This is a genomic window from Ruminococcus sp. YE282 (genome assembly GCA_900101355.1).
GTDB classification, from domain to species: Bacteria; Bacillota; Clostridia; order Oscillospirales; family Acutalibacteraceae; genus Ruminococcoides; species Ruminococcoides bromii_A.
The window spans coordinates 1-11,622 of sequence record FMUV01000051.1; the positions used below are offsets into that span (position 1 = coordinate 1).

Below are 11,622 nucleotides of genomic sequence, written 5' to 3' on the forward strand. Positions count from 1 at the left end.
CCGACGGCGCAAGCAGATATATCCGTGAATATCTCGAAGAATTTGACGATGAAACCTTTGCAAAATGGCTGTCCTATCATTTTGCAACCTGCGAACGACAGGATTTGATAGGCGCTACTAATCACAGCTTGGATATTTTGAGAAAGCTGTAAAGGTTAGCTACTTGAAATTATAAATCTTGGTTTTGAGAGCGTCCGTAACTATCAGACTCGTAAGGTAATATAAATACCCTACCTAACAGATTCTGATTTACAAATGGCACATAAAAAGTGCCTTTTGAAGCCGTAAAAGCGTGACACTTTTTCGATACGGATTAGTAGATATATTTAAATGCGATTTATCACTTTAAAGTGTTGATTTTATAGATTGTTCGTGCTATAATAACAGCAGTACCGTTGATACTGTTTTGATACTGTTATTATTTGAAGCCAAAAATAATAGTCAGAATAGCGGTAATAATGGTATCAAACGAAGCAAGCGCTAAACTAATACGCTTAGTATTAAAGTGAATTAAGCGAGTGGGAATAAAATTCTATTATAGAAATATAATAACAGCCGCCAAGTGGGATGTTTTCCTTCTTGGCGGCTGTTATTTTGTAAACACTTTCTGCTATTTACATTATAGCTTCAAGCAAACGACGAGTGCCTGTTATTTCAGCATCCACCAAGTCAATCATTCTTCTGACATTTGCAGAATGAATAGCAGAAACCTCGTTCTCCCAAATTGGATTTACTTGCTTTTCAATGCCTTCACGATATTTACTCAAGATTTGAATACGCTTTTGTAAAAGGTCAGATTGTTCATCTGGATTAAAGGTATTAAGAAAAAAGGCGGCAATAGAAAAAATATTGGTATCGTAATTAAATTGTAGAATGGAACTTTTTAAAGTGTCTTGAAATTCGCTTTTCCCTTTATCAGAAAGGCTATATACTGTTCTGTTGGGCATATTGCCAACTTTTTCAGTTGCTCCTACTATGTAATTCTTTTTTTCAAGAGCTTTGAGAGTTGAATAAACGGTTGAGTCGGCAATATTGAACCACCATTTAACATTCATATAGTTTAATTGCTTTATTATCTCATAAGCGTTAAGTGGTTTTTCACAAATAAGACCTAATAGTATTGTTGCAGGTTTTGACAGCATAAAATATCCCCCTTGACAGAAGTTTATATTTATAGTACTATATATGTGTAGTAGTCGCTTAATATACTACTATTATAACACAAAAAAAACAAAATGGAATATCTTTAAGGAGTTTTTTATGCCGCAACTTAATACGATAGGAAATATGATAAACAATAAAGCTTTTAATCTTGCTTTATTGCTCACACTTATTGGAGAGTTTTTGTTACCGTGGATATTAAGTCGGTATTATGATGGCTATAACAGTAAGACAATGGTAATGAGTGCTTTGGGGAATCCGCAAAGTCCTGTCCGTATTGCCTATAACATTTGGTTAATATGGCTCGGATGCTTTTTGGCATTTACAGCGATTGTTTACTTTCTTGCACTAAAAGCAAAATTTCCAATAGTATCCGTTTTGTTGTCGCTTTCTATTGGCGTATTTGCGATTGGAGCAGGCTTATTATCGGGAATATTTAGTGTAAATGAAAACAAAAACATTATTACTATTTCATCAAAAATCCACGGTATTGCTGCTGCAATAGGATTTATGGCTCTGCTGTTCTTCCCTCTGCTGAATGCGATATTAGAAATTAAAGAAAACGATGTTGCTTTTGGAGTTGTATGTATTGCTGCATTTATCTTAGCACTTGTTTTTTTCGCTTGTTTTATTATGGGAGATAAAAAGCAATTTCAAAATACCATTTTGAAATATGAAGGATTATGGGAACGCCTTACTTTATTTTGTATGTATGTCCCTTTTGTTTATAAGACTATGAGTAACTTGTTCTTTTAGACCAATAGTGAGGTATTGGAATGATAAAATCAGAATGGATACTCTGTCCTATTTGTGGCAATAAAACTCGCACACAGCTTAGAGAAAATACTATTCTTATGAATTATCCTCTATACTGTCCAAAATGCAAACAGGAAACATTGATTGAAGCAAAACAATTTCATGTAACCATCATTGAAAAAGATGTTCAAAAAAAGGAAGGCTACAAAAAGAATGAATAAGTTAAAGACTATTTTTATAGCAGCATTGTTTGAAACAGCATTAGTACTTTGTGTTGGTTGTGCAATTTGCTTTTAAAACCGATATATTATTTTTTCTTTTATAATGTTATGTATGGTATATTGTTTAGCTTTTTAATTCCCCTGTTCTTATTACGGAAAGAGGAAAATGTATTTAACTTTCTCGGAATTAAAGCGCTAGGCAAAAAACAAATTATAATTTTAATAGTATTTGTTGCTATTTCCGTTGGAGGACAACTTATTCCTATCGTGATTAAAGGCGGTACTATTCCGTGGAACTTGCTGCCTATTGGGGTTGTGCCGCTTATTATGACTACATTTTTTGAGGAGTTTTTATTCCGTGGGTTTTTCCAAAATAAGTTTGAGACAGAGTTTGGATCAATATCCGCTATAATTCTTTCGGAATTGATGTTTTCGCTTTACCATATAGGTTATCCTGGATTCCGTACATTTGAGGACATTCTTTTGCTATTTGCTGTCGGAATTGGGTTTGCGACTGCTTATAAACTCTCAGGAAATAACTTGATTGTAGCATACTTTGTAAATCTCCCCAACGCCTTTGTAACTTATATGTTGAAATTTGATCAGTTTCCTAAAATGACGCTATCCTCGACTATAGCAGGTATTGCTACATTATGTATAATTATTGTAGTATTTATTGTACATTTCAGAACTAATAGAAACAAAAGGTAAAAATCTCATGGACGAAAAACTATATCGTGAACTCGGTCAACTGACAAAAGATAAAACTATTTGGAAACAAAATATCCCTTATGTAGCTTCTTTGCTTAAAAATCAATCTCCTAAAATAACGGCTAAAGCAATGTGGCTGCTTGGGGAGATGGGGTTGATATATCCGCGGGAAATCGCACCATATACAAAAGCAATCGCTTCTTTTATCGTTTCAGATAATGACTTATTAAGAGAGCGTTCCGCTAATGCTTTAGGACGAATCGGTAGAGCAGATTATAAACTTGTTGCCCCTTATTTTGGAGAACTATTTATCTTAGCAAAAGATAAAAGTCCTAATGTACGGTTGAGCTTTATATGGGCTTCTGAAAACATTGCGACAAATACACCAACAGTGTATAAGGATTGTTTGCCAATATTTGCAGAACTTCTTAACGATAAAAACGATAGAGTTCGAATAGAAGCACCAGAGATGTTTCGGGTGTTAGGAAAACGAAAGCCTGAGTTTGTACGACCATATTTAGAAAGATTAGAATATATAGCAACGCATGATGAGGTTAGCATAGTTCGTATTCACACCAAAGGAGCAATTAGAGCTACACTGTCTAAAACCAATAAAGAGCCGGTTGCAAAGACGCAGAGCCAATCAAATTTTGCTCTCCAGAGGGAGCATAAACAATACGTTTTGAAGCCTAAAAGTGTTACACTTTTCGATACAGATTAGAATATATATTTACAATCAATTTATCGCTTTAAAGTATTGATTTTACGGTTTGTTTCTGTTATAATGATCGCAGTACCGTTGATACTGTTTTGATACTGTTATTATTTGAAGCCAAAAATAATAGTCAGAATAGCGGTAATAATGGTATCAAACGAAGCAAGCACTAAACTAATACGCTTAGTATTAAAGTGAATTAAGCGAGTGGGAATAATATCAAGAGTTGTGTAAACCCGCATAAACACTGGGTTTTATGCTCTCAAATTCCCGATTTGATAGCAAAATGATAGCAAACTATCAGGCTGTTTTATTCTAAACAGACCAAGTGGCTTGCGAATAGATTATCTTAAATACTAAAAAGGCATTACTGACTTTTGCAGTCGGTAATGCCTTTTTGCGTTTATTTTATAAATGATTTAATTAGTGCCCCAAAAGCATTCCATCCCATAACTATTGCCATAATTCCACTTACAAAACTTACAGTGGTAACAATAAAATTGATAATCTTTAGAATCGGGTTCTTTTTTATTTTTGTGCTACTTTCTGCTGATATAAATCCAAACCATTTTAACAGTAGCACTGGCAAAGAAATTATAAGTTTAACTCCTTCAGCAAAGTCTGAAAAAGGATTTTTAAGACTCCTTTTGATTTTTTCTTCGGCAAGTTTTAGAGTACCTAAATGTCGAAGAAACATATCATCACAATATTGAACTGCTTGGTTCCATCTTTCCATCAAGATAATATTGCCTTGATTTCTTATAACATTGCGGGTTTCAGGCAAAAAGTTTACAAGTAATTCGTAATTATTTGTTGCATATCCTTTTAGATTATCTTGAACATAGGCATATACACCGTCTGCACCTAACTCATATTGCATTTCTTTTACTTTTTCGGTTAGCTCGTGATAAACACTTTGATTAAAATTGTGGTTTGTGAAAAGTTCATTTATAAAGTTAATAAACTTATTGCGGTATTCATGTGTAAATTCATATCTGCTACGAATATCACCGAGTTCTAAAAATTTTGATACAAAACCGATTATAACAATACCAAACAGAATCACAATTGGTATAAGTTTATCCATATTATTTATCCTCTTTAGTGTTTATCACATTACTTGCAGGATAGTTATATCTCCAGTTATCGTATTCCTCTTTCGTGATTTCTCCGTTTTTGAACTTTTCCGCTTGTTGCTGCCAAGCGGAAAACATATCAAACATTGTAATATAGTTTGTTCCCATACCCTTATCAAGTCGTATGCAAAGTTCGTCATCAAGTTTATCAATACGGAAGCCATATAAATCTTCAAGAGTAAAAAGCGTGTGCATTAAGCCGTTGTAACTGTCAATATCCGGCACAGTTAAAGCACTTGTAGAAACACCGAATACATTTGCAAGGTTGTTTGTTAAATCAGCCTTAGGCGTTCTGCTGCTGGATTCATACTGTGCCATACGAATGTCAGCGGTCTTTTCAGGAAATCCGACCACCTGTCCTAAATATTTCTGTGTCATTCCGCAAAGATTACGAAAGAATCTTATTCTCTCTCCGATTGCCATAAAATACGCTCCTTACTTATGTAATGTGCAATCAGTATATCATATATGTTTAGTATATGCCAAGCAACATAAAACAAAAAGGTTTAATATTTTTGCGAAAACCACTTGACATAACGGAATACGTTTAGTATAATCATTAAGCAAATAGCGTTAAGTTGTTTGCAAAAACTGAATATCCGTCATACATCACGGTAATGGTGTATCCGCTCGGGCAAATCGGAATGCGGTCAGAAAGTTCTCCGACACTAAATAATTATGAAAATGTAAAAATGAAAGGATGATGTTAATGTCTAACAAAATGTTTATGCGTGTTGAGGATGTGGCAGAAGAAATGGTCGTTTCCGTTTATTACGCTTACAAACTTATACGCAAATTAAATAAAGAATTACAGTCAACCGGGTGTATTACAATTCCCGGCAGAATTGACCGTAAATTCTTTCACGAAAAATTTTACTCAACCAAAACAATTGAAAGGAGCGATTAAAATGGGAGCATTTAAAAATGAAAAAAACGGAACTTGGTATGTGCAGTTCCGTTACACAGACTGGCAAGGCTTGCGACAGCAAAAATTAAAGCGTGGCTTTGCCACCAAACGAGAGGCACAGGAGTGGGAACGAGCATTCCTGACCGAAAAGAAAGCCGATGTCACTATGCCATTTAAGACTTTTACGGAATTGTACGAAAAAGATGTTAGACCAAAGTTAAAGGAAAACACTTGGCTTACCAAAGAGCATATTATTAAAACTAAAATATTGCCGTATTTTGAGCATAAGCGATTATGTGATATATCGGCAAAAGATGTTATCGCTTGGCAAAAAGAGATTAGAAAGCAAACAAATTCAAGTGGAGAGCCGCTTTCTCAGGGATATTTAAAGACGATTCATAATCAGTTGAGTGCATTGTTCAATCACGCAATCAAGATTTACGGTTTAAGATTAAATCCTGCCTCTACGGTCGGTAATATGGGTAAGGAAGAACGCAAGGAAATGAGTTATTGGACTGTGGAGGAATACAGTAAGTTTTCTGATGAAATGATGGACAAGCCTATTTCATATTATGCTTTTCAAATGCTTTATTGGACAGGTATTCGTGTAGGTGAGTTGCTTGCATTAACTGCCGGTGATTTTGACTTTAAAAACAATATGCTTACAATCAACAAATCTTATCAAAGATTGCACGGAGAAGATGTTATTACTCCACCGAAAACGGAGAAAAGCAATCGAACAATAAAAATGCCGCAGTTTTTATGTGATGAAATGCAGGAATATTTCAAAATGTTTTATTCACCGAATGACGGAGACAGAATATTCCCTATTTCAAAAAGCTATCTTCATCACGAAATGGACCGAGGCTCAAAAGCCGCAGGGGTAAAGCGTATTCGTATTCACGATTTGAGACATTCGCATGTTTCACTTTTAATAAATCAAGGCTACCAAGCCGCTGCTATTGCTGATAGGGTTGGTCACGAAACAGTGGAAATCACCGACAGATATACCCATATATATCCGTCGAAACAAAACGAAATGGCAAACACACTTGATGAATTATGGAAGGAGAGAAAATAATATGTCACTTAAAAACAAAGATGAACACAACCGTTGGAGAAACAAGACTGTGGCTTTTAGAGTTTCGCACGAAGAGTGGGAACAGATTGAACGCTATGTTCAGCTTTCGGGTTTAACCAAACAGGACTATATTACAAGGCGACTTGTAAACAAAGAGGTTGTAGTTCAAGGCAATCCGAGAGTATATAAGGCTTTGCGTAATAATCTTGCAGATGTACTTACGGAATTACAGAGGATTGAAAACGGCGGTGAAGTCAATGACGAATTACTTGACTTAATCAAAATGATTGCCGATATTCTCGGTGGATTAAAGGAGGTATTAGAATGACAGAAAAAGAAAAGACCGCTCCGGTTGTATCTGTTGGCGCAGATACGGAGCAGTCACTAAATGTATGTAATGATAGTATAACCGATTATAATGAGGATGGCAAGAGCTTAGATGATTATCTTGAGGAAATGCAAAAAGAATTTTTGCAACAGCTCGATCCATCACATTTGAAAACGATTTCTATGCGTGAGTTATATAACACGGTGTATCAAAGCAAACCGCCATTGATTGACGGCTTGCTTTACCCCGGAACATATATTTTTGCAGGAGCTCCGAAACTTGGCAAAAGTTTTCTTATGGCACAGCTTGCTTACCATATCAGCACAGGCACACCGCTTTGGAATTTTGGTGTAAAAAAAGGAACTGTCCTATACCTTGCTCTCGAAGACGACTACCACAGATTGCAGGAAAGATTGTACCGAATGTTCGGAACGGAAAGTGCGGATAATTTGTACTTTTATGTTTCGGCAGGTGAACTTGGAAATGGACTTGATGAACAGCTCTCAAAATTTATGGCGGAACACTCCGATACAAGATTGATTATCGTAGACACACTTCAAAAGGTGCGTGAAGTCGGTGGAGACAATTACAGCTATGCAAACGATTATGAGATTATCACAAGGCTTAAAAAGTTTGCGGATAGTTATGGAATATGTTTGCTGCTTGTTCATCATACAAGAAAGCAAAATTCCGATGACAAGTTTGATATGATTTCGGGTACAAACGGATTGCTTGGCGCAGCCGACGGTGGCTTTATTTTACGGAAAGAAAAGCGTACAAGCAATTCGGCAACGCTTGAAGTTTCAGGCAGAGACCAACCGGACCAAAAGATTTATCTTAATCGCAATCCCGAAACTCTTGTGTGGGAACTTGAGAGAACTGAAACAGAACTTTGGAAGTTGCCGCCCGAACCATTGCTTGAAAATATAGCAGGCAAAATTACAAATGAAAACCCCGAATGGTATGGCAGTCCGACAGAGCTTGTTGAATTTCTCGGTGCTGATATGAAAGCAAATGCATTGACTATGAAGTTGAATATCAATGCTGGGCGTTTGTTTAACGAGTATGGAATAAGTTATCAAAACAAACGCTGTCACGATGGGCGTAAAGTAAGTTTGACTTATGAACAGCGTGACGATGTGTGACGGTTGTGTCGCTGTTTTAGGCGGTGGCAAAATCACCGTCACTATCGACGCAGACCGACACAGCAAAAGTTTAGCGGAGTGTGCAGAGAGTGCCTTTTCAAAGGCGGCTCTTTGCCCTCCGGAGAACGCAAAACCTGCTCGCAGGTCGCATTTTCGATAGGTGTGCCTGTCAAAAGTGCTTTTATATTACTTTTGACAAAAGTAACAAAACTTTTTTAGAGGAAGGAAGTGATAAATAATGGAGAGAACGATAAGTATAGAGGTCGGTAAAGGCTCGCAAGCACACAATAGCCGTAAGTTCAAGGCTTCAAATGTGGATGCCGAACGCACACAAAACAATGTCTGTTATTGTAATGAAAATATCCGCAGGGTATATCACGAACTCTTTGATGATGCTGTGAAAAGATCCAACGATAAGCAGACGAGAGCCGATCGAGAGATAGATGATTATTATAAAAAAATACGCACGGGCAAGCAGGAAAAATTGTTCCACGAGATTGTTGTGCAGATTGGGAATAAGGATGATACCAATGTTCAAGGGGAGCATTGCGAACTCGCAGGAAAAATTTTGGATGAGTATTATAGCGGATTTATAGAGAGAAATCCCCAGCTTCGAGTGTTCTCGGCTCACTTGCATTTGGATGAAGAAACACCCCACCTGCATATAGATTTTGTCCCCTTTATGACAGGCAGTAAGCGTGGATCGGACACAAGGGTAACGCTGAAACAAGCGTTGGCTATGCAAGGTTTCAAGGGTGGTAGCCGTGAAGAAACAGAGTGGAGTCAGTGGGTACAATCCGAAAAAGAAGTCCTTGCAGATGTAATGAAGCGGCACGGAGTTGAGTGGCTTCAGCTTGGAACGAAGCGTGAACACTTGTCTGTTCTTGATTATAAAAAGGAGCAAAGGACAAAGGAAATTGCAGAACTCGAAAGCAAACTTGCTGATAAAAAAGTCGAATTTGAAGTGTATCAAGACCGCATCAGCAATTACAGCAAGGGAGAGCAAGTAATTGAAGAACTTGCGAAAAAATTGGACACCGAGCCTGATTATCAGCTCCAAGATCCACCGCCATTGATGTCGGCAAAGAGTTATAAAACGAAGTTTGTTGAGCCGCTAATAAAGAAATTACGAGAGGTAATAAGTTCAATAATGTCAATGTATTATCAGGCGTTAGATAGTTATCACCGCTTGAATATTACTAATCGAAATCTATATCGAGAGAACGAACACTTGCGAAAAGATAACGGTAAACTTGCCTACGAAAACAAAAAAATTAGTGGCACAAAACCGAGATTATAATTTGCTCCGAAAGGTATTCGGCAGCAAACAAATTGATGAACTTGTGACAAAAGCTAAAGAGCCAAAACAGTCTAAACAGCGTGATGAACGCTTTAGAAAAAATAAAAATTATGAAAGGTAGGAACACACTATGAGAAAGCATTTTACAGACGAAAGAACGGGTATCAGTTACACTTTGCAAGGCGATTATTACTTACCTGACCTTGCATTACCCACCGAAGAAGAACACGAAAACATCGGCGTATGGGGTATGCGGCATAAACGATTTTTAAAAGAAAATCATCGAGTTTTATACGCAAATTTAATTACTTCGGGTAAGCTCGGTGCTTATCTTGATGAGGTCGAACAACAGGCAACCACATTGTTTCTTCGGTTGGTAAAGGAACTTTCCGAAAAAGAAAATGTAACGGAAAACTTAAAAGCAACCGATCAAATGGCGTGGGTGCAGAAGATGAATAATATCCGTAATTGTGCAACGGAAATTGTGAATGCAGAAATAATTTATGCAGTTTAATCGTATCGGCGGCAGGGAGTTTTTCTCTCTGCCGCCTTTATACCTTTTTGAGGGTGGAAATAAAAAAGTTTACAATCATTTTTCGAAAACGGTATTGCTATTATTCGAGTTTTAGAATATAATATTATACAAGTACGAACTCAATGTATTCAGGAGGTTGTTATGGAATTTATGTCTGCAAGAGAAGCCGCTGACAAGTGGGGTATTTCTCAAAGAAGAGTAGCAGTTCTGTGTTCTGAACAAAGAATTGCTGAGGCAACTATGGTGGGTAATATGTGGATTATACCTACTTCGGCAGAAAAACCGATAGATGCAAGAAGAACACGATATAGTAAAATTGAAGAAAAAGCGGTCAAACCCTTCTTGAAATGGGTAGGCGGCAAAGGTCAACTCATTAAAGAGATTGAACGTTACTATCCGTTTGATAGTGGAAGAATTACAAAATATGCTGAGCCATTTGTTGGCGGCGGTGCAGTTTTGTTTGATATTCTCAGTAAGTATGATTTAGAAGAAGTTTATATTAGCGATATTAATGCTGAACTTATCAATACATATCACATTATCCGTGATGATATTGATGCTTTGATAAAAACACTTTACACTATGCAAAACGATTTTATTCCGCTTAACACGGATGAGCGAAAAATATATTATATGCAAACGCGTGAGCGTTTTAATGATTTAAAGGTTAATGGAAACGAGAACATCAATATTGAAAAAGCAGCATTGATGATTTTCCTTAATAAAACTTGTTTTAACGGTCTGTTCCGAGTAAACAAAAAAGGGTTGTTTAATGTTCCTATGGGAGCATACAAAAATCCGATGATTTGTGATGAAAACAATCTTAGAGCCGTATCAGAAAAATTACAGAGAGTTACCATTGTATGCGGAGATTATAGAGAATCTGCGGACTTTATTGACGAAAATACTTTTGTTTATTTTGATCCTCCGTACAGACCTATTACCGATACAGCAAGTTTTACTGCATATACTGAGAACTTGTTTAACGATGAGGAACAGATCGAACTCGCACACTTTGTTGATGATATGCACAGAAAAGGTGCAAAAGTTGTTATCAGTAATTCCGATCCAAAGAATTCAAATACAGATGATGATTTCTTTGATAACATTTACTCTGCACATAAAATCAAACGTGTTGAGGCAACTCGTATGATTAACTGTAATAGCGAAGCAAGAGGAAAGATCAAAGAATTGCTGATATCGAATTTTTAAGGGGAATGACTATGGAAATCAGAGAAGGTACTCAGCGCATCGAAAACGGAACCAAACAGGCAATTATAGAATTTGTATTTACCGATTACATCATTTTTGTTTTTCAAGGAACTCTGTCTCAATTCGACATTGGGCAACCCATAAAATTTTGTGTAAATAATAATCCTTCAAGCAATAACAGAATACAGGATTGCGGTTGCAATCAGGCTTTCTGATTTGCCCCGTGTCAACTTTTCATTCCTGTCTGCGGAATGTTATGCATGCCAAAGCGTGAATAACATTTTGCAGACAGGAAATTCTATTCTCAGGGGCAAATCAAGCAGGTATTCTGGCCTCAAATATTATTGATAACTGGCTTAAAACTACATCCCAGTTTCGACATCTTTGTGTCCAGCGTTCGACAATTTTTTGAGA

Annotated in this window: 15 protein-coding genes; 12 read left to right on the forward strand and 3 right to left on the reverse strand. The window is 36.7% G+C overall.

The window, feature by feature from the left end; translation table 11 throughout:
- Nucleotides 1–614 precede the first annotated feature (614 nt).
- Complete coding sequence (locus BLP46_RS11860; protein ID WP_092979198.1) at nt 615–1,142, reverse strand: PadR family transcriptional regulator; 528 nt, start codon at nt 1,140–1,142, stop codon at nt 615–617.
- A 118-nt stretch (nt 1,143–1,260) separates the two neighbouring features.
- Between BLP46_RS11860 and BLP46_RS11865 the strand changes: the two genes are divergently transcribed.
- The 4 genes from BLP46_RS11865 (at nt 1,261) to BLP46_RS11880 (ending at nt 3,570) form a co-directional block, all read left to right on the forward strand.
- On the forward strand, nt 1,261–1,917 hold the full coding sequence (locus BLP46_RS11865; protein ID WP_167669268.1) for a DUF998 domain-containing protein: 657 nt from the start codon (nt 1,261–1,263) through the stop codon (nt 1,915–1,917).
- Nucleotides 1,918–1,937: 20 nt separating this feature from the next.
- Nucleotides 1,938–2,138: a cysteine-rich KTR domain-containing protein gene (locus BLP46_RS11870; RefSeq protein WP_092979201.1), complete on the forward strand. Its 201-nt coding sequence runs from the start codon at nt 1,938–1,940 to the stop codon at nt 2,136–2,138.
- A 66-nt stretch (nt 2,139–2,204) separates the two neighbouring features.
- Nucleotides 2,205–2,849 carry a CPBP family intramembrane glutamic endopeptidase gene (locus BLP46_RS11875; RefSeq protein WP_318259612.1) on the forward strand — a complete coding sequence of 215 codons (645 nt, stop codon included), beginning with the start codon at nt 2,205–2,207 and terminating at the stop codon, nt 2,847–2,849.
- Nucleotides 2,850–2,856: 7 nt separating this feature from the next.
- Nucleotides 2,857–3,570: a HEAT repeat domain-containing protein gene (locus BLP46_RS11880; protein ID WP_207645243.1), complete on the forward strand. Its 714-nt coding sequence runs from the start codon at nt 2,857–2,859 to the stop codon at nt 3,568–3,570.
- A gap of 397 nt (nt 3,571–3,967) precedes the next feature.
- Here BLP46_RS11880 and BLP46_RS11885 read toward each other — a convergent pair whose 3' ends face one another.
- Nucleotides 3,968–4,651 (reverse strand): hypothetical protein, encoded by a 684-nt coding sequence (locus tag BLP46_RS11885; protein ID WP_092979203.1) that lies wholly within the window; start codon nt 4,649–4,651, stop codon nt 3,968–3,970.
- A gap of 1 nt (nt 4,652) precedes the next feature.
- The gene (locus BLP46_RS11890; RefSeq protein WP_092979204.1) at nt 4,653–5,123 is read right to left on the reverse strand and encodes a helix-turn-helix domain-containing protein; all 471 of its coding nucleotides are present in this window, start codon (nt 5,121–5,123) and stop codon (nt 4,653–4,655) included.
- A gap of 286 nt (nt 5,124–5,409) precedes the next feature.
- Between BLP46_RS11890 and BLP46_RS11895 the strand changes: the two genes are divergently transcribed.
- From BLP46_RS11895 to BLP46_RS11930, 8 genes are all read left to right on the forward strand, one after another.
- Entirely contained in the window at nt 5,410–5,607 is a 198-nt protein-coding gene (locus tag BLP46_RS11895) for a MarR family transcriptional regulator (RefSeq protein WP_092979205.1), read from the forward strand.
- A gap of 1 nt (nt 5,608) precedes the next feature.
- A complete protein-coding gene (locus BLP46_RS11900) occupies nt 5,609–6,688 on the forward strand; it encodes a site-specific integrase (RefSeq protein WP_092979206.1) in 1,080 nt (359 codons plus the stop codon).
- 1 nt (nt 6,689) lies between these two features.
- Nucleotides 6,690–7,016, forward strand: a complete 327-nt coding sequence (locus BLP46_RS11905; RefSeq protein WP_092979208.1) for a plasmid mobilization protein — start codon at nt 6,690–6,692, stop codon at nt 7,014–7,016.
- Nucleotides 7,013–8,161 (forward strand): AAA family ATPase, encoded by a 1,149-nt coding sequence (locus BLP46_RS11910; RefSeq protein WP_092979209.1) that lies wholly within the window; start codon nt 7,013–7,015, stop codon nt 8,159–8,161. The genes BLP46_RS11905 and BLP46_RS11910 overlap by 4 nt, the downstream gene beginning before the upstream one ends.
- Nucleotides 8,162–8,399: 238 nt before the next feature.
- Complete coding sequence (locus BLP46_RS11915; protein ID WP_318259613.1) at nt 8,400–9,461, forward strand: plasmid recombination protein; 1,062 nt, start codon at nt 8,400–8,402, stop codon at nt 9,459–9,461.
- A gap of 130 nt (nt 9,462–9,591) precedes the next feature.
- Nucleotides 9,592–9,975 (forward strand): TnpV protein, encoded by a 384-nt coding sequence (locus BLP46_RS11920; protein ID WP_092979210.1) that lies wholly within the window; start codon nt 9,592–9,594, stop codon nt 9,973–9,975.
- Between the two features lie 162 nt (nt 9,976–10,137).
- Nucleotides 10,138–11,208, forward strand: a complete 1,071-nt coding sequence (locus BLP46_RS11925; RefSeq protein WP_092979211.1) for a DNA adenine methylase — start codon at nt 10,138–10,140, stop codon at nt 11,206–11,208.
- An 11-nt stretch (nt 11,209–11,219) separates the two neighbouring features.
- A complete protein-coding gene (locus BLP46_RS11930) occupies nt 11,220–11,423 on the forward strand; it encodes a hypothetical protein (protein WP_092979213.1) in 204 nt (67 codons plus the stop codon).
- Nucleotides 11,424–11,622 lie beyond the last annotated feature (199 nt).